Source organism: Candidatus Pseudothioglobus sp. uisw_142, assembly GCF_059512465.1.
Genome location: NZ_CM183452.1, coordinates 1,237,410 through 1,253,891, shown reverse-complemented (window position 1 = coordinate 1,253,891; position 16,482 = coordinate 1,237,410). Strand labels below are relative to the sequence as shown.

Sequence of the window (16,482 nt, the reverse complement as noted above, 5' to 3'; positions counted from 1 at the left end):
AGGTTTTCATGAAACTTATTTTAGGTTTGGGGGTTACAGGTCTTTCAGTAGCTCGTTTTTTTAATAAAAATAATATTTCTTTTCGGATTGCAGATTCCCGACAAGAGCCTCCGATGCTGAAAATTAGTAAAAATGAAAATCTACTGCATGATTTCTATTTTGGAGAATGGAATGTATCTTTATTAGATGATATTTCAGAAATCATCATCAGCCCTGGAATAGCTGAATCAGAGTTAATTGTTCGGTGGGCTCGCAAAAAAAATATTTCTATCATTAGTGATATTGAACTATTTGGAAGATATGTGAAAGCGCCAATGATTGGCATCACAGGCTCAAATGGAAAGTCAACCGTGACCCAATTGCTAGGCGAAATGGCGCTTGCAAGTTCATTAAAAGCTTATATTTGTGGCAATATTGGAAATCCAGTCATGGAGAGTATGAATGATGATGCTGAGCTATATATTGTCGAGCTCTCGAGTTACCAATTAGACTATACCAATCATTTGGATTTATATGCTGGGGTAATAACTAATATATCGCCAGATCATCTTGATAGGTATTCAAGCTATAGTGATTATATTTCTTCAAAATTATCAATTTATAACTACTCTAAGTTTAATATTGTTAATCTCAATGAGTCTGAGGTTAGTGAGATTATTGGAGATAATTTATTTTCAATTGAGCAGAGTGAATCCAGGTGTGATTTCTTTGCAAGTGAGAAAGATGATTTGTATGAAGTTTTTCATCAAGATAAGCTTTTAATGTCTAGCAATGATATATCAGTAGTTGGAAAACATAATATTGAAAATATTCTTGCTGCTTTGACTCTGGGGTATCGATTTGGTTTATCAGTCGATGTTATGAAAGAGACTGTAATTGGCTTTAAAGGGCTGGCTCATCGATTAGAATTTGTGTCAACTATAAACCAAGTTGATTTTTATAACGACTCAAAATCAACTAACGCTATTTCAACTATAACTGCAATTAATGCTCTTGATGCCAAGTATGCGAATCTTGTTTTAATTTTAGGTGGAATTGCGAAAAAAGAAGACTACTCAGAGTTGTTTAAATTAATCAGTCAAAAGGTGAAGACTGTTATCTTAATTGGGGAGTCTAGTTCTGATTTTTATAGAGATATAGATGGACCTAGAGTAGTAGTTTCTGAGTCAATGAAGGAAGCAGTTGAAATATCTAAAGAAGCTTCAGAATCTGGAGCAGTTGTCCTATCACCAGGTTGCGCAAGTTTTGATATGTTTGATAATTTTAACAATAGAGGAGAGGTTTTCAAGCATCATGTTCTTGAAGATAATTAATTGCTTGATTAGTTTCCAGCCCCTTTAAAATTAAAGCTTCATTCTCATTTCTCAGCCAAGTACACTGTCTCTTGCAAAGCTGTCTCGTTGCTACGATTGCTTTTTCTACCATTTCCTTCTTAGAATAAATACCTTCAAAATAATTCCATGCCTGTCTATAGCCAACACATCTCATAGATGCTAAATCAAGATTAAGTTTTTGATTTTCTCTTAGTAATTTAACTTCATCAAGAAAGCCATTTTTTATCATTTCAATAAATCGCTTCTCAATTCTAATATGAAGATCTGATCGTTCAGGCATAAGAATAATTTTTTTTATTTTAAGATCTAGCTTGTTTTGATTTTTGTTGCCCTGAAGTGCGCTTAAAGTTTCTCCCGAAAGATCATAAACTTCGAGTGCTCTTGTTATTCTCTGTGAATCATTAGGATGAATTCTTTCTGCTGATTTTGGATCAATCTCTTGTAACTTTTCGTGTAATTTTTCACTCCCCATTTTTTGTAAAAGATTGTTAAAGTATTTTCGAGATTCATCTGTTGAGGCGGGAAGTGCAGATAAGCCATGCTCTAAAGCATTAAAATAAAACGAGGTGCCACCCACTAATATTGGCAACTTACCCTCATTTAAAGCATTAATAATATATTTTTTTGCTAGAGTAATAAATTCCGTGACTGAAAAACTGTCCTCTGGATTGCAAATATCTATCAACTTATGAGGGAAGCTTTTAAGCGTTTCCTTGTCAGGTTTTGCAGTGCCTATATCCATACCCTTATAGATTAGCGCTGAATCAACGCTGATTAATGTTGAGTCGATGATCTTACTTATTTCAATAGCTAGTTCAGTTTTTCCGGAAGCTGTAGGTCCCATCAAAAACAAAACAAAATTACTTGACTCAATAGTCATAACAATACTAGGCTTAATTCTGTATGACCTACATTATAATATCAGCTTTATATTTGTATCACTTAAACGATGTTTACAGTTTTAAATCAGGTTAGTGGTAAATCCTTTCAATCTAGTGGTGAAGAATCAGTTCTAGATGGCGCTCTTTCAAATGGCTATAATTTTCCATATGGCTGTCAAAATGGATTTTGTGGCCAATGTAAAGCGGTTATCTTGAACGGTGAAATTTCATATGATGGTGTTACTCCAGAGGCTATTAGCTCCGAAGAAGAGGATGCGAATATAGCTTTATTGTGTCAATGTAAGGCAAAAAGTGACTTATACATTGCAGTTGATGAGTTAGATTCTCTTGCCAATATTCAGATCCGAAGTATGCCGTGTCGGGTTGAAGAAGTGAATCATTTAAATCATGATGTCATTCAGCTTACGTTAAAAATTCCTGGGTCTCAATCTCTTCAATATTTAGCTGGTCAATATCTTGACATTGAGCATCCTGACTTTGAGCCCAGAGCTTTCTCAATTGCCAATGCACCGGTCAATTCAAATTTAATTGAACTGCATGTTCGTTTGGTTGAGGGTGGACAGTTTACTAACTTTGTCTTCAATACTTTAACAGAAAAGACAATCTTAAGAATTGAAGGACCAAAGGGTAGCTTTTTTCTTAGAGAGGATAGCGATTGCCCAATTGTATTTATTGCAGGTGGCACTGGATTTGGACCTATAAAAGCAATCATAGAGCATTTAATACTAATTAAATCATCAAGAACAATCCACCTATATTGGGGGGTGAGGACAGAGCAAGATATATATTTAAATCTACCATCAGACTGGAGTAAAAATCACTCAAACATCAATTTTATTCCAGTATTATCAGAACCTGATAGTTCTTGGAGCGGAGAGTCGGGTTATGTTCATGAAACGGTTGTGAAAGACTTTGAAAATTTAACTGATTATGAAGTTTATGCCTGTGGGCCTCCTGTGATGGTTAAAGCGGCGGCAAAAAGTTGCCTTGAAAATAATCTTATGAAAGAGAACTTTTTTTCTGATTCTTTTGAGTATGCAACTGTGAGTTCAGCTGATGAGTAGCATGCAGAGCCATTTAGAAGGGCAGCTTGAGTTATCCTTAAATCCAGAGTACTGCGAGGTGGTTAATGAATCCAGTCAGCATTCAGGCCCAGCTTCAGAGTCACACTTTAAAATTGTTGTTGTGAGTTCTGACTTTGAAGAGATGAAGCTCATTGATCGCCACCGCTTTATCAACAAGCTTTTTGTTGATGAACTCAAATTGATCCATGCAATGGCGATGCATACCTATACACCAAAAGAATGGGAAAAACGTCAGGCGGCGCCTGACTCTCCAGAATGCTCTAGCAAGTCTTAGAAGTGAGATCGGCACTAATACTCTTTGTTATAGTTTTATCTGGCTGCCAGGGGCTTGTGGATAGTAATAACAAGTTAGCTCGATTCAATGCACCAAATTCAAATGTAAGTCAAAATTTTCAAGATGATGATCTTTGGGGTTATATTGCAAATAACCAAGAAATTAATTTTGGATTAAATACCAGAATCCAAAACCATATCGACTGGATTAGCACTCAACCAGATTATTTGGCCTCAATTTCAAAAAGAGCCGAGCCATTTCTATACCTTGTTGTTTCTGAAACTGAAAGGCAAGGCGTTCCAATTGAACTTGCTTTGTTGCCAATTGTTGAGTCTGATTATTATCCATTTTCATACTCTCATGGAACGGCAACGGGGTTATGGCAATTCATTCCCTCTACTGGAAAGATGTATGGCCTAGATGATGATTGGTGGCATGAAGATCGAAGGGATGTTTTAGCCTCAACAGAGGCTGCAATACGCTATTTAAAAGATTTAAATAAGATGTTTGATGGTGATTGGCTGCTTTCTATCGCAGCCTATAATGCTGGCCCAGGAAGGGTCCAACGAGCGATTGATAAAAATCTTAAAGAAGGAAAAAAAATAGATTACTGGAGCTTGGATTTACCAAAAGAAACTGAGAGGTATGTTCCAAAACTGCTTGCAATAGGTTCTGTACTTAAAAATCCAGCCCTTCATAATCAAACCCTGACGAAAATTAAAAACAAACCTTTCTTGGAGGCAATCCAACTAGACTCCCAGTTTGATCTTGCATTAATTGCTCAGTGGACAGGTTTAAGTATCAAGGAAATTTATTCATATAACCCCGGATTAAAGAGATGGGCGACCCCCGAAGATCTTCCATATACAATCTTGCTGCCTCAAGAGGTAATCAATCAATTTAGTGATAACTTGGCTAATCAGGGTAATAGAACAAAAATAAGTTGGACCCGTTACCAGGTTAAAAAGGGCGATAGCCTTAGTCTCATTGCTGAAAACTATAAGACGACGGTTGATCAAATTAAAAGTGCTAACGAGCTTAATAATGACTTAATCAAGCTAAACAGTTATCTGATTGTTCCTTTGGCAAAGGAATCCGAAGAATATTATTCTTTGTCTGAAGCTCAACGGGAAAAAAGTAGACTAAATATCAATAAAAATTCAGAGAAAAAAGTATACAAAGTGGTGACTGGTGATAGCTTATGGTTGATTGCAGTCAAACATGATGTAACTGTGAATGAACTGGTCAGGTGGAATCAAATAGTCCCTTCTAAGCCGCTCTCAATTGGTAAAGAGCTTGTTATCTTGAATGAGAATAAAAACAAGACTGAGCTTGCTAAAATAATGAATACAGGGATTGATATTAATAAAAAAATAGTTTACACAGTTAGATCTGGTGATAATCTCTCACTAATTGCTCAAAAATATAAAGTAAAAGTATCTGAAATAAGAGCTTGGAATGACTTAAATGAAGAGTATATTTTGCAACCGGGTGACAAATTAACCATTACAATTAACGTAGTCAATTCAAATTTATCATGAACAATATTCCTATAAACCAAACTATCCTTGCGACTTTAGCATTTTCACTTTCTAACTGGAGAAAGCTTCTAGAGGCTAGTATTTTTCCGATATTAATGTGCTTACCATTGGCGACCGCACTCCCTGAACTTATGAATATCATAAATTCTACATATAGCCCTGAAGTCATGCTTGAGAGTGACGTTAACTTCCCTTTAATATATTTATTAATGTTTATTTATGCAACTTTAGCATTATTAATGAATGTCTATCGAATAGTTGTATCAGGAAATAATTCTATTGCAAGATTAGGAATTGTTATTCCTAATGTAAGGGTTGGTCGCTTCCTTCTTTTGTCTATTCCTCTCGTAATGGGCCAAATAATTTCTTTGTTTATTCCTTTCTTATTTCCAATCGTTTACTTATTATTAATACCCATTTCACTTAATTTGATATCCATTGCGAATGACGTTCCATATAAGAGCATACAAGTATCATTTAGAGCTCGACTGAATATCTTCATAATTAATTTTATTGCTCCATTTCTTTTTATAACTTTATTAGGATTAATTGGGAATAGTTATTTAGATTTCGTTCTGACGTTCTTTTCCATTTTTTGGACATCAATTAGTTTGGCTTTATGCTATGCAGTCATAATGGCGAATAGCTCAGCGCAAAGCCATTAGGATAACGCATATCAAAAATACCCCTTGTGCGAATTTTTTTGTATTTTTTTAACTTTTCAAAAGACTTTACAAATATCTCAAGTCTTTCATTTTGCTTTTGATGCCCTAGAATGACTTTAATGTTATTCTCTAGAGTAAGCTCATCAATTGAGTTTCTCTCGAAAGTAGAGATTTTGACCGGATCTATAATTGATTGATATAGAAGGAAATCATCATAAAAATTTTTGACAGATACTTCTGACACTAATCCAATTGGCGCATCCGAGTTGATTGTCAGATTGGGCTTAAATAGTACACCTTGTGAAGAGATATAGCCTTGAGAGCCCCATCTCATTGCGACATCGTGTTTCTTAATGGATACCTTGATACGATTCCAAAATATTCTTTGGGTTTCAACATTTAATACCCATGAGTTTTGATAAATCTTACTTTTAATTTTATTCAAATTTAACAAGTATTTATTATTTAAAACGGGTTGAATTAAATCATCATATTGATGAGCATGAGTAGTTAGCTCGCCATCAATTTCCCAGGAGATATGAGGCTCCAGTAATTTTGAGCGATCCACAAGATATGCGACAAAGGCAATTGAGAAAGCTATCAGAAAGAATATGCAGATCTTCAGCGCCCTCTTTAAGACACTCTTTAGTGGTTTTTTTTGTTGCTTTGGACGATTGAGTCTTTCTTTAGCCATGTAGTATTTTTATTACTAATTCTTCAAAACTTATATTTAAAGCTTTTGCAGCCATTGGTACAAGAGAATGTGATGTCATACCTGGCACAGTATTAATTTCCAGTAGAAAAGGAACTCTATCTTTATCAAGAATAAAATCAACTCTCCCCCATCCCGATGCGCCAGTTAAATTGAATGCTTCTAGTGCAATTTTTTGGAGATTAAGTTCCTGCTCTTGTGTTAAGTCTGATGGACAAAGGTATTCGGTTTTATTACTGAAATATTTTGAATGATAGTCATAAATATCATGATCTGAAATTATCTTTATACTGGGTAAAGTTTCACCATTTAATATTGAGACAGTATATTCATCGCCATCAATCCACTGCTCAACTAATGCCTGATTTCCATATTGAAAAGCTGTTTCAAGTGCGGCATCAAGTTCTGACTCCTTCGATACTTTTGTAACCCCATTACTTGAGCCTTCTAGGGTCGGTTTGACAGCCCAAGGTAGGGGAAATGTTACTGTGTCCAAATCTTTACCTTTTGTTGCAACGATCGAAGCTGAGAGGGGAAGTTTATGATTGCTCCATAAATCTTTGGTCGCTGCTTTGTCCATGCATAGCTTTGAAGCTTTAGCGCCAGATCCAGTATATGAAATATTGTTTTTTTCAAGCTCAGATTGAATAAATCCATCCTCGCCGCCCCTGCCATGAAGAACGATAAATGCTTGATCAAATTCTCTTGACCACAGTTGATCGAGATTATCTTTAGTAAGATCGTATGCAAAGCAGTCTAATTTAGAATTAGAAAGGGCCTCATAGACTGCCATCCCACTGAGAAGTGAAATTTCTCTCTCAGCGGAGTAGCCCCCCATGAGAACCGCAATCATATGATGATTATTTCGGTTTCAAGAGCAATATTGTGCTTCACTTTGATCGTCTCTTGTATGTGGGCAATTAAATTCTCAATGTCCATTGCTGATGCATTATCTTGGTTAATAATATAATTTGCATGTTTCTCTGATACGCATGCACCTCCAACACAAAAACCCTTGAGACCACTATCCTCAATTAATTGAGCAGCGTAGTGATTTTTAGGATTTTTAAATACACTTCCACAGCTTGGCAAGCCAATTGGCTGAGTTGAATTTCTTTTTTGGAGAAGCTCTCCAACATTATCATTTTGTTTCTCAAGATTAAAGTCGAAAGTAGCACTTACAAAAAATTCATTTTTGAATCGATGCAATGTTGAACGGTATGAAATTTCATAGTCTTTCGGAGTTCTATTTTGGAGTTCTCCAGAAAGGCTCATTGTTTTGACAGAGCTGACGTACTGCCAGACTTCAGAGCCAAAAGCACCAGCATTCATAGCTAGAGCGCCGCCTACAGTTCCAGGGATTGCACTCAGAAATTCAGCTCCATATTTAATTTGCGCGAGAGCAAATCTAGAAAGTTTAGCCAAGGAGGTGCCTGCACCAGATTCAATTAAGTTTTTCGAAATCGATAGCTCTTTTAGATTTTTTGTATGGATCGTGACACCCTTAAAGCCGCTGTCCCGCACTAAAAGATTACTGCCCAAGCCAACCAGAAGAACCGGCTTTTCGTTATTTTTTAAAAATTCTGAAAGCTCTTCAATATTTGTGGGTTGAAAAAACTCACTGGTAGCGCCTCCAGACCTTAGAGAGCAGTGTTTTGACATTGGCTCATTAAATTTAAGCATAGAGTCTTTTAACAAAAATGATCTTTTAATTGATGTGGAATTTTATTTACATCACCAGCACCAAGGGTAAGGATGACATCATTCTCAGTAACGATATTTGGGATAATTTCAATTATTTCTGCAATATCTTTGGCAACAACTGGATCGATTGAACTTCTTCTTCTTATAGAATCTGCAAGTGTTGATGAGCTAATTGTATTTATTGGGGCTTCATTTGCTGAGTATATATTGAGCAATATTAATGCATCAACTTTAGACAGACTACTAACGAATTCATTAAACAGATCTCTCGTTCTAGAGTATCTATGAGGTTGAAAGATGACAACTAACCTTTTGTCTGGATAAGTATTTCTCAAGGTGCTTATTACCTCAGATATTTCATTTGGATGATGGCCATAGTCGTCAAATAGTGGAGTCTTATTTGAGTTGATAGTAAGTTTTTGGTGATAGTCTAGTCTTCTAGATACTCCACTAAAATGGGATAGAGCTTTTTGAATAACATCTATTTTAATATCAAGCTCAATAGCAATACTTATTGCAGCAAGTGCATTTAAAATGTTATGTCTGCCAATTAGGTTGAGTGAAATGGGAAAACTTTTTTCATACTTCACACAGCTTACATCAAACGACATTTTCATTTCATTTTGCGATACATTTGAAGCTTTTACATCAGCTGAATCACTAAACCCATAACTTAAAACTGGCCTATGAATTTTTTTAAGAATATTCTTAACCCCTTTGTCATCAACACAAGCAACACAAATGCCATAGAATGGAAGGTTAGAGGTAAAACTGATGAAAGCCTCAGTCAAATTATCGTAGTTATGGTTATAAGTTGACATGTGGTCTTCATCTATATTTGTAATGACGCTTAACATTGGTTGAAGGTGAAGAAAGGAGGCGTCACTCTCATCTGCCTCCGCGATTAGGTAGTCACTTTTGCCAAGTTTTGCATTCATCCCTGTTGCATTAATAATTCCACCAATAATGTAAGTAGGGTCCAGTTTAGCTTCACTCATTATATGAACAATAAGGCTTGTTGTCGTTGTTTTGCCATGCGTTCCAGAGACAGCTATCCCAAATCGAAATCGCATTAACTCTCCTAGCATTTCTGCTCTAGGAACAATCAATAGTCTTTGATGTCTTGCTTCCTGAAGTTCGGGATTATTTTTATTAATAGCTGAAGAGACAACGACCGCCTGTTTACCTGTGACATTTTCAGCCTTTTGAGAGTAACTAATTTGACAGCCGATCTTTTCAAGTTTTTCAGTAATTGGGCTTGACTGAATATCAGAACCAGAGATTTCATAACCCAAATTGACAAGCACTTCAGCAATTCCACTCATTCCAGAGCCTCCAATACCTATGAAATGAATTTTATTGATTTTTGATCGTGTAGGGTTGTCTATTAAAGTCATGATTTACTAACAGTGATTATAGTTATTGCTTGAATTCCTTCACCTCTTCCAAACGAGGTGAGACCTTCACCGGAGGTAGCTGTAATGCCGACATCTGATCGATTAATTTGACAAGTATTGGCAATGCTTTCTTTCATGGCTTTGACATGGTTAGCTATTTTTGGCTTTGCGCATTCAAGAGCAACTGCAATATGATTAATTTTCCAATCCCCTAGATCATCAAGCGCTATTTGAAGGTATTTTGCGCTATCTTTTATACCCGTTTTTACAAGTTGATCAGCAACGTCACCTAAAATATTTTTACCTGTAATGCTTGAGATGGAGTTTGTGATTGAATGAAAAATGACATCTGCATCACTATTACCTTTTAATCCAAATGGATAGTCAAATTTAATACCTGCCAAAACCAAGTCTTTTCCAGATTTTTTTTCAAACTGATGAGAATCTTGTCCTAAGCCCGTTTTAATGATCATAATTTTTTCAAAAAGTAGTTTGCCAAGTCAATGTCATCCTTTGAGGTAATTTTGATGTTACTAGAAGAGCCATCAATAATTTTGACTGAATGACCCAATTTTTCAATCGCTTCAGATTCATCAGTAATCTTATTATCGAGTTTTATAGAGCTCTCAATTGCTTCTTTAAGGATGCCAAATCGAAACATTTGAGGGGTTTGAGCCATATAAAGTTTTTTTCGATCAATAGTTGATATTGGACCAGTTGCATTTTTTTCTTTAACCGTATCAATAGCTCTGGTTGCAAGGATTCCCCCTACAGAATCATTTGAAACCTCTCGGATTAGTTTTTCTATGTCGCTCTTTTTTGTGCATGGCCTGACAGAGTCATGAACTAAAACCCAGTCATTGGGCTGGGCGTATTTATTTAAAGAATTTAATGCGTTCAGTACAGAATTGAACCTCTCTTTGCCACCTTCTACAGCTTCTAAAAGCTTTGAGTGATTAAAAAAAGATGAAGACTTAAAAAAAGAGTCTGTTCTTGATAAAGAAACTATAAAGCCTGAAATCAGATAAATTTCCAAAAGGGTTTTAAGGCTTTGATCAATAATTGTCAGGCCATTTTCAAGCTTTAAATATTGTTTTGGGACTGAAGAGCCCATTCTTATGCCGACACCACTTGCTGGAACGATTAAAAAATATTTGTCTTTATTCATGTCCGCAAGAACATCCTTAATTTAGTGTTTAGTCAATTATAAAGTAGCACTATCATTTTCTGCTAATGGTTCAGTTTTAATGGCCCTATTTATTTTAAAAAAGTACTCACCTTCTTTAATCAGTCCATATTTAAACCTTGCTTTTGATTCGATTAGATTTAAATCTTCCTGAGTATAGCTAACTATTTTGCTTTGAAGAGAGACATTATCATTTTCTAAATTTTCATTATTCAGCTTTATTTGATTGAGAGCTCTCTCTTTATCAATGACAACTCCCGGAAAGTTGTTATCAATAATGTTCTGTTTGATTAAAGCGAAAAGAATGAAGATTAGAATTAGGGTGATTTTATTTTTATAAATAAAACCAATTAAACCAGTTTTTGATTTATTGCTCATCTAATTCTTTGTAGATTGTCATTAGGTAAGTTTGAGAATAATAGTCATGAAATGGAAGTTTATTTTTGTTTAAAAATTGAAAAATAAAGCCTATTCCTGCCAATGAAATTATTGCTAGAAAAAAACGGATAGCCGATTGCCAATAAGTTATATTGCCCCCATCCTCTTGAATAATTTCAAATTTCCATGCCCTCATCCCTAGAGTTTGTTTGCCCTTTACCCATGATATTGAAAAATATGAATAGATTACTGGTAAGGTAACTAAAAAGAAAAAAAACGGATTTGTAATTGGCTCTTTATTGTTAATAAGGATTATGATTCCAGCAATAAAAAAAACAAATGAAAAGACTAGAAAGAGGTCATAAGATATTGAGCCAATTCTTCGAAAAAATGATACATTTGATTTCATAACTGAACGTTTAGTGAGTTAATTAATTATCCTCTTTATTGACTACTTTGGAAGTAACTTTTCCATCATGAAATTGAGTAATAATCAATTCTTCAGAGTTTATTTGGTTGTGCGAAGTTACAATTTCACCTTTTTTATTTTGTGTAATTGTATATCCCCTTGATAGAGTGTTAAGTGGAGAGAGAAGGCTCAAAACACTCGCACGATTAGAGAGCTGATTTTTTTGAAGTTTTATAAAGTTTTCAGAGTAGTTTTGTAATTGAGAAATTAGCAATTTTAGTTTTCTTTTGTTCTCATCAATGATCCGTTTATTGGTTCTTATCAGTCTGAGCTCCAAGTCGTCAAGTTTTTGTGCGTTCAGAAGAAGTTGCTGACTTGGATCAATAATTCTTTGTCTGAGGAGAGCTAGAGAGTATTTGTTGGATTCAACAGATTGCTTTATTGATTCAAGTAAATATTTTCTTAGTTTTGCGGCATTGTAAAGGATGGCATTAACATCAGGGGTTGCAGATACAGCTGCTGCAGAAGGTGTTGGTGCTCTCAAGTCTGCAACAAAATCTGCAATTGTTGTATCAGTTTCATGACCTATCGAGCTAATGATTGGCGTTGAACAATCAAATATTGCTCTTGCAAGCTCTTCTTCATTAAATGCCCAAAGGTCCTCTAGAGAGCCTCCTCCTCTTGCAAGGATTAATACATCACAGATCTTTTGATCATCCGCTGCTTTAAGAGCTTTAATAATCTTATGGTGAGCATTTTCACCTTGAACAATCGTATCATAGAGTAATATCTCTGATAACGGATAGCGTGATTTAAGAACTTCAATAATGTCTCTAATGACGGAGCCAGTTGATGAAGAAATGACGCCAATTTTCTCTGGATATTCTGGGATTTCTTTTTTGTTTTCAGAATCAAATAAGCCTTCCATCCGTAGCTTATTTTTAAGTTGATCAAAGGCCAACTGCAGATTTCCAACGCCTGCTGGCTCCATCTGCTGAACAATAAGCTGAAAATCACCTCTTTGAGGATAAAGTGTGGTTACTCCTCTAATGATAACCGACATACCATTTTCAGGAGTGAACTGAATTTTGCGTTGATTTAATCTAAAAAATGCGCACCTGACTTGACTATTTTCATCTTTAAGGGAGAAATACCAGTGACCTGAAGATGGCTTAGATAAATTTGAAATCTCACCTTGTATAAAGCTTTGTGGGATGTGCTTTTCAATTGAATTCTTACACAATCTTACAAAGTGTGAAACACTATAAATTTCATCAATATTAAACATCAGTTTTAAGGTGCACAAAGACTGCTCCAGTACCTCCCATTTCTTGAGGGCAAGAGCAAAAAGCCAAGACATTTGGGTGTTGCTTTAAGTAGTGCACAACTTGAGATTTCATAATTGAAAGTCCATTATCTGAATGATAGCCCTTGCCATGAATGATTTGAATAAATCTTTTATCAGAATGGAAATGTATAAAGTCAGATACTGATTGACATGCCTGCTCAATTTTATATCCATGCAAATCAATTGATGGAGTCGATCCAATATTACCTTGTTTCATTTTTTTTAGAACTTTGGGCGATAAACCATCTTTAAAGTGAGTAATCACCTCAGATCCTGTTATATTGGCTTCGTATAAAAAGCTATAATTTTCAAACGGTTTACTCGAGCTCATTTTGCGAGGGTTTTGTTTTTTGTGGCTATCTTTATCAAGAGGTTTTTGGAAATCAACCGTTGATCTAAATAAAGATTTGTCGTTTTCATCAATCATAGTATTAATCAATTTTAGATATAAAAAAACCCTCAAAAGAGGGTTTTAATTATATCAATGATTTTGTAATCAATAAATTAACCTTAAGGATAACTTATTAAAGTGCTTTAATTTGTGCACTGATACGTGATTTTTTTCTTGCAGCTTGGTTTTTATGGATTAAGCCTTTGCTGACCGCTTGATCCATATTTTTTTGCATATCTGTAAAACCACTCGTGGCTTCTTTTTTGTCTCCAGCATCAATCGCATAAGTAACCTTTTTAATAAAGGTGCGTACTTTTGCTCTAATTTGAGAGTTGTGTTTGTTGCGCTTAACTGCCTGTCTTGCGCGTTTTTTAGAACCTGCTGAGTTGGCCATATTTATTTATTAATGCTTAAATTAAGAAAACATGAATTATAGAGTCTCACCTTCATTTATGCAAGCATTTGTTTGTATTAGCTTAATTTGCCAAAGATTTAATATATTCCAGGGTTTTCTTTTTACCCAATAACAAATGCCAAGTTTTTCCGCCCTGATTTTTCCATAACGAGACAGCCCTTATTCCTGCTAAGAGAAGCGCCCTAATATGATTCGCAGTATGTTGATTCGATAAGTATATTTGCTCTCCACGAACCATAATTGTTGGATTGAGGCTACCCAAAGTGTTTTTGTAGAGCTCAGCCAGTCGGGCAATCGAATTGCTATGATAAACATCAAAAAACTCTTGCTTATTGATAAGATTAATTTCTTCTGAGATTTGAGTTAAGAGTTTAGGTTTTTTCATTAATTTTTTTTCTAGATTAATGAGGGCTGTTGTATAGATCATGACGTTATGCATATCAATGGTTTTCTTCTCAAGAATAAGCTTTAAGGAGTCAAAGCCAATTTTAAGATCCTCAGGCGAAGTAAAAATTTCATCTATTGAGTCGCTATTACTTACAATACTGTTAAGGCTTGCTTTATTCGTGTGACTATCACATTTTCCAGAGACGGCAAGCTGATGAACTAGCGATGAAGACTGAAATATACTCGCTAGAGCAATAGTTTGTTTTGCTGATTTATTCATTGGCCCTTGATTTTATTACACTCCCTCCAAGACAAGTATCACTATTGTAAAAAACGATTGATTGCCCTGGTGTAATAGCTCTTTGAGGATCACTAAAGTTAACTTGTATAGTTCCATCATCTTTGATATTGACACAACATTCTTGGGAAGCCTGTCGATACCGTATTTTTGCGCTGCAATTGATTGGAAACTGAGGCTCTTCATCAATCCAATGAACGTCATCTGCCACAAGTGAGTTATGGTAGAGCATTTGATGATTACCTTGAACAGCGACAATTTTATTCGAATCAACAAGCTTATCTGCAACAAACCAGGGTTCTTGAGAGTCTCCAAATCCACCCCCGATCTCTAAACCCTTTCTTTGGCCTATTGTATAAAAGGGGAGGCCATTATGGTGTTTAATAAACGAACCATCCTGGTCAATGATATCGCCTTTTTCTTTAGGAAGGAAAGTAGTTAAAAATTCTGAAAATGGTCTTTCACCGATAAAACATATACCTGTTGAATCTTTTTTATCTGCATTCCCAAATTGCTGATTCTTCGCAATTTCACGCACTTCTTTTTTATCAATTTCACCTAAAGGAAATAAGCTTTGTGAGAGTTGATCCTGGTTCAGTAAATGCAGAAAGTAACTCTGATCTTTGTTACCATCCACTCCAGCTTTAAGGAAGTATTTTCCATTTTCATTTGCAATTCTGGCGTAGTGACCCGTAGCAATTTTATCTGCACCAAGGTCTTTTGCGTAGTCTAGAAAAGCTTTAAATTTGATCCTTTGGTTGCATAATACGTCAGGATTGGGCGTTCTACCTTTCTTATGTTCCGATAAAAAATGCTCAAAAACATCTTCCCAGTATTCGTGAGAAAAGTTGACTGTATGCAGCTTAATTCCCAGTAAGTCAGCGACCTGCTGAGCGTCTGCAAGATCTTCTGATGCACTGCAATATTCATCATCATCATCCTCATCCCAATTTTTCATAAATAAGGCCTCAACCTGAAAGCCTTGTTGAAGTAATAAGTATGCAGTGACTGACGAATCGACGCCGCCAGAAAGACCCACTATAATTTTATTTTGAGAACTCATTTAGTTTTGGTCGTAAGCACTTACAATTTTTTTAACTAACTGGTGTCTTACGACGTCATGGGCACCGAAATGACAAAAAGCAATTTGATCAATATTTTGAAGAATTTTGATTGCATCAGTTAGCCCAGATTGACTTGGATTTGGTAAATCAATCTGAGTCACGTCACCTGTTATGACCATCTTTGAGCCAAAACCCATCCTCGTTAAAAACATCTTCATTTGGGGTATTGTAGTGTTTTGAGCTTCATCAAGAATGATGTATGACTCGTTAAGTGTTCTCCCCCTCATGAAAGCTAATGGCGCAACTTCTATGACATGTTTTTCTATTAATTTATTGACTCTTTCAAAGCCAATAAAATCGTATAGAGCATCATAAATCGGTCGCAGGTATGGGTCCACTTTTTCACTCAGGTCGCCAGGTAGAAAGCCCAATTTTTCTCCAGCCTCGACTGCTGGTCTGACTAAAACTATTCTTTTTACATTTGAATTTTCAAGGGCCTCAACAGCTCTTGCAACAGCTAAATATGTCTTTCCTGTTCCTGCAGGTCCAATCGCAAAAACTGCATCATTTTCAATGATCGAGTTCACATATTTTTGTTGGTTGTCACTTCTAATATGTATATGCTTTTTACTGGTCTTTATTGTGACTGATTTTGCCTCTCCATTTGGACGGCTGAGTGATTTGATGCTGAGATCAATATCACTAAAATCAATCGTCTTCTTTTCGGACAGGATTAATAGCTCTTGAAGGACAGAAACGGCTTTGTCAGCATTGTCACCCTTAATATTAAAATCAGCCCCTTTATTAGAGATATCTACATCAAGATTAGTGGCTAAATTTTCTAGATTTTTATCTAAGCTTCCACAAATATTAACAAGCTGTTCAGAGCGCTTTATATTGAGAGTAAATTTCATGATTTATATTTTACTGAATTCCATTGAAAACAAATGTTAAGTTGCATGATTTTGCTTCATAATTAATTTATCATTTAA

Annotated in this window: 20 protein-coding genes; 5 read left to right on the top strand and 15 right to left on the bottom strand. The window is 35.4% G+C overall.

Features of this window, described 5'->3' with window-relative positions:
- The first annotated feature begins 8 nt into the window (after nucleotides 1-8).
- Nucleotides 9-1,313, top strand: a complete 1,305-nt coding sequence (gene murD / locus AC5YGB_RS06435; protein WP_496137019.1) for a UDP-N-acetylmuramoyl-L-alanine--D-glutamate ligase — start codon at nucleotides 9-11, stop codon at nucleotides 1,311-1,313.
- Here the strand turns inward: murD and miaA are convergent.
- Nucleotides 1,285-2,214, bottom strand: a complete 930-nt coding sequence (gene miaA, locus AC5YGB_RS06430) for a tRNA (adenosine(37)-N6)-dimethylallyltransferase MiaA (protein ID WP_496137018.1) — start codon at nucleotides 2,212-2,214, stop codon at nucleotides 1,285-1,287. The two genes, murD and miaA, sit on opposite strands and share 29 nt — an antisense overlap.
- A gap of 69 nt (nucleotides 2,215-2,283) precedes the next feature.
- Here miaA and AC5YGB_RS06425 point away from each other — a divergent pair, with 69 nt between their 5' ends.
- The 4 genes from AC5YGB_RS06425 to AC5YGB_RS06410 are packed head-to-tail and all read left to right on the top strand — an operon-like array spanning nucleotide 2,284 to nucleotide 5,801.
- Nucleotides 2,284-3,300, top strand: coding sequence for an FAD-binding oxidoreductase (locus tag AC5YGB_RS06425; protein ID WP_496137017.1), 1,017 nt, complete (start codon nucleotides 2,284-2,286; stop codon nucleotides 3,298-3,300).
- Entirely contained in the window at nucleotides 3,293-3,595 is a 303-nt protein-coding gene (locus tag AC5YGB_RS06420) for a BolA family protein (RefSeq protein WP_026364992.1), read from the top strand. The genes AC5YGB_RS06425 and AC5YGB_RS06420 overlap by 8 nt, the downstream gene beginning before the upstream one ends.
- Nucleotides 3,596-3,651: 56 nt before the next feature.
- The gene (locus AC5YGB_RS06415) at nucleotides 3,652-5,136 is read left to right on the top strand and encodes a LysM peptidoglycan-binding domain-containing protein (RefSeq protein WP_496137016.1); all 1,485 of its coding nucleotides are present in this window, start codon (nucleotides 3,652-3,654) and stop codon (nucleotides 5,134-5,136) included.
- Entirely contained in the window at nucleotides 5,133-5,801 is a 669-nt protein-coding gene (locus tag AC5YGB_RS06410) for a hypothetical protein (RefSeq protein ID WP_496137015.1), read from the top strand. Before AC5YGB_RS06415 ends, AC5YGB_RS06410 begins: the two co-directional genes overlap by 4 nt.
- On the opposite strand, the gene AC5YGB_RS06405 is transcribed toward AC5YGB_RS06410, so the two are convergent.
- From AC5YGB_RS06405 to AC5YGB_RS06340, 14 genes are all read right to left on the bottom strand, one after another.
- On the bottom strand, nucleotides 5,767-6,495 hold the full coding sequence (locus AC5YGB_RS06405; protein WP_496137014.1) for a cell division protein FtsQ/DivIB: 729 nt from the start codon (nucleotides 6,493-6,495) through the stop codon (nucleotides 5,767-5,769). The genes AC5YGB_RS06410 and AC5YGB_RS06405 overlap by 35 nt on opposite strands.
- Entirely contained in the window at nucleotides 6,488-7,366 is an 879-nt protein-coding gene (locus AC5YGB_RS06400) for a D-alanine--D-alanine ligase (RefSeq protein ID WP_496137013.1), read from the bottom strand. The genes AC5YGB_RS06405 and AC5YGB_RS06400 overlap by 8 nt, the downstream gene beginning before the upstream one ends.
- A complete protein-coding gene (murB, locus tag AC5YGB_RS06395) occupies nucleotides 7,363-8,196 on the bottom strand; it encodes a UDP-N-acetylmuramate dehydrogenase (RefSeq protein WP_496137012.1) in 834 nt (277 codons plus the stop codon). The genes AC5YGB_RS06400 and murB overlap by 4 nt, the downstream gene beginning before the upstream one ends.
- A gap of 8 nt (nucleotides 8,197-8,204) precedes the next feature.
- Entirely contained in the window at nucleotides 8,205-9,614 is a 1,410-nt protein-coding gene (murC, locus tag AC5YGB_RS06390; RefSeq protein WP_020027860.1) for a UDP-N-acetylmuramate--L-alanine ligase, read from the bottom strand.
- Nucleotides 9,611-10,087 (bottom strand): 2-C-methyl-D-erythritol 2,4-cyclodiphosphate synthase, encoded by a 477-nt coding sequence (ispF, locus tag AC5YGB_RS06385; protein WP_496137011.1) that lies wholly within the window; start codon nucleotides 10,085-10,087, stop codon nucleotides 9,611-9,613. The genes murC and ispF overlap by 4 nt, the downstream gene beginning before the upstream one ends.
- Nucleotides 10,084-10,782 (bottom strand): 2-C-methyl-D-erythritol 4-phosphate cytidylyltransferase, encoded by a 699-nt coding sequence (gene ispD, locus AC5YGB_RS06380; protein ID WP_496137010.1) that lies wholly within the window; start codon nucleotides 10,780-10,782, stop codon nucleotides 10,084-10,086. Before ispD ends, ispF begins: the two co-directional genes overlap by 4 nt.
- 36 nt (nucleotides 10,783-10,818) lie before the next feature.
- Nucleotides 10,819-11,178 carry a septum formation initiator family protein gene (locus AC5YGB_RS06375; RefSeq protein ID WP_496137009.1) on the bottom strand — a complete coding sequence of 120 codons (360 nt, stop codon included), beginning with the start codon at nucleotides 11,176-11,178 and terminating at the stop codon, nucleotides 10,819-10,821.
- Nucleotides 11,168-11,587, bottom strand: coding sequence for an RDD family protein (locus tag AC5YGB_RS06370; RefSeq protein ID WP_065353311.1), 420 nt, complete (start codon nucleotides 11,585-11,587; stop codon nucleotides 11,168-11,170). Before AC5YGB_RS06370 ends, AC5YGB_RS06375 begins: the two co-directional genes overlap by 11 nt.
- A gap of 22 nt (nucleotides 11,588-11,609) precedes the next feature.
- The gene (xseA, locus tag AC5YGB_RS06365; RefSeq protein WP_496138021.1) at nucleotides 11,610-12,875 is read right to left on the bottom strand and encodes an exodeoxyribonuclease VII large subunit; all 1,266 of its coding nucleotides are present in this window, start codon (nucleotides 12,873-12,875) and stop codon (nucleotides 11,610-11,612) included.
- Nucleotides 12,868-13,362 carry a Smr/MutS family protein gene (locus AC5YGB_RS06360; RefSeq protein ID WP_496137008.1) on the bottom strand — a complete coding sequence of 165 codons (495 nt, stop codon included), beginning with the start codon at nucleotides 13,360-13,362 and terminating at the stop codon, nucleotides 12,868-12,870. Before AC5YGB_RS06360 ends, xseA begins: the two co-directional genes overlap by 8 nt.
- Before the next feature lie 97 nt (nucleotides 13,363-13,459).
- Complete coding sequence (rpsT, locus tag AC5YGB_RS06355; RefSeq protein WP_053819803.1) at nucleotides 13,460-13,720, bottom strand: 30S ribosomal protein S20; 261 nt, start codon at nucleotides 13,718-13,720, stop codon at nucleotides 13,460-13,462.
- Nucleotides 13,721-13,802: 82 nt separating this feature from the next.
- Entirely contained in the window at nucleotides 13,803-14,408 is a 606-nt protein-coding gene (hflD, locus tag AC5YGB_RS06350; RefSeq protein ID WP_496137007.1) for a high frequency lysogenization protein HflD, read from the bottom strand.
- Nucleotides 14,401-15,489 (bottom strand): tRNA 2-thiouridine(34) synthase MnmA, encoded by a 1,089-nt coding sequence (gene mnmA / locus AC5YGB_RS06345; RefSeq protein ID WP_053819805.1) that lies wholly within the window; start codon nucleotides 15,487-15,489, stop codon nucleotides 14,401-14,403. The genes hflD and mnmA overlap by 8 nt, the downstream gene beginning before the upstream one ends.
- On the bottom strand, nucleotides 15,490-16,404 hold the full coding sequence (locus AC5YGB_RS06340) for a PhoH family protein (protein ID WP_496137006.1): 915 nt from the start codon (nucleotides 16,402-16,404) through the stop codon (nucleotides 15,490-15,492).
- Between the last annotated feature and the right edge of the window lie 78 nt (nucleotides 16,405-16,482).

Coding starts and splice junctions, on each gene's coding strand:
- murD (WP_496137019.1), top strand. CDS start 9: ATGAAACTTATTTTAGGTTTGGGGGTTACAGGTCTTTCAGTAGCTCGT.
- miaA (WP_496137018.1), bottom strand. CDS start 2,214: ATGACTATTGAGTCAAGTAATTTTGTTTTGTTTTTGATGGGACCTACA.
- AC5YGB_RS06425 (WP_496137017.1), top strand. CDS start 2,284: ATGTTTACAGTTTTAAATCAGGTTAGTGGTAAATCCTTTCAATCTAGT.
- AC5YGB_RS06420 (WP_026364992.1), top strand. CDS start 3,293: ATGAGTAGCATGCAGAGCCATTTAGAAGGGCAGCTTGAGTTATCCTTA.
- AC5YGB_RS06410 (WP_496137015.1), top strand. CDS start 5,133: ATGAACAATATTCCTATAAACCAAACTATCCTTGCGACTTTAGCATTT.
- AC5YGB_RS06405 (WP_496137014.1), bottom strand. CDS start 6,495: ATGGCTAAAGAAAGACTCAATCGTCCAAAGCAACAAAAAAAACCACTA.
- AC5YGB_RS06400 (WP_496137013.1), bottom strand. CDS start 7,366: ATGATTGCGGTTCTCATGGGGGGCTACTCCGCTGAGAGAGAAATTTCA.
- murB (WP_496137012.1), bottom strand. CDS start 8,196: ATGCTTAAATTTAATGAGCCAATGTCAAAACACTGCTCTCTAAGGTCT.
- murC (WP_020027860.1), bottom strand. CDS start 9,614: ATGACTTTAATAGACAACCCTACACGATCAAAAATCAATAAAATTCAT.
- ispF (WP_496137011.1), bottom strand. CDS start 10,087: ATGATCATTAAAACGGGCTTAGGACAAGATTCTCATCAGTTTGAAAAA.
- ispD (WP_496137010.1), bottom strand. CDS start 10,782: ATGAATAAAGACAAATATTTTTTAATCGTTCCAGCAAGTGGTGTCGGC.
- AC5YGB_RS06375 (WP_496137009.1), bottom strand. CDS start 11,178: ATGAGCAATAAATCAAAAACTGGTTTAATTGGTTTTATTTATAAAAAT.
- AC5YGB_RS06370 (WP_065353311.1), bottom strand. CDS start 11,587: ATGAAATCAAATGTATCATTTTTTCGAAGAATTGGCTCAATATCTTAT.
- xseA (WP_496138021.1), bottom strand. CDS start 12,875: ATGTTTAATATTGATGAAATTTATAGTGTTTCACACTTTGTAAGATTG.
- AC5YGB_RS06360 (WP_496137008.1), bottom strand. CDS start 13,362: ATGATTGATGAAAACGACAAATCTTTATTTAGATCAACGGTTGATTTC.
- rpsT (WP_053819803.1), bottom strand. CDS start 13,720: ATGGCCAACTCAGCAGGTTCTAAAAAACGCGCAAGACAGGCAGTTAAG.
- hflD (WP_496137007.1), bottom strand. CDS start 14,408: ATGAATAAATCAGCAAAACAAACTATTGCTCTAGCGAGTATATTTCAG.
- mnmA (WP_053819805.1), bottom strand. CDS start 15,489: ATGAGTTCTCAAAATAAAATTATAGTGGGTCTTTCTGGCGGCGTCGAT.
- AC5YGB_RS06340 (WP_496137006.1), bottom strand. CDS start 16,404: ATGAAATTTACTCTCAATATAAAGCGCTCTGAACAGCTTGTTAATATT.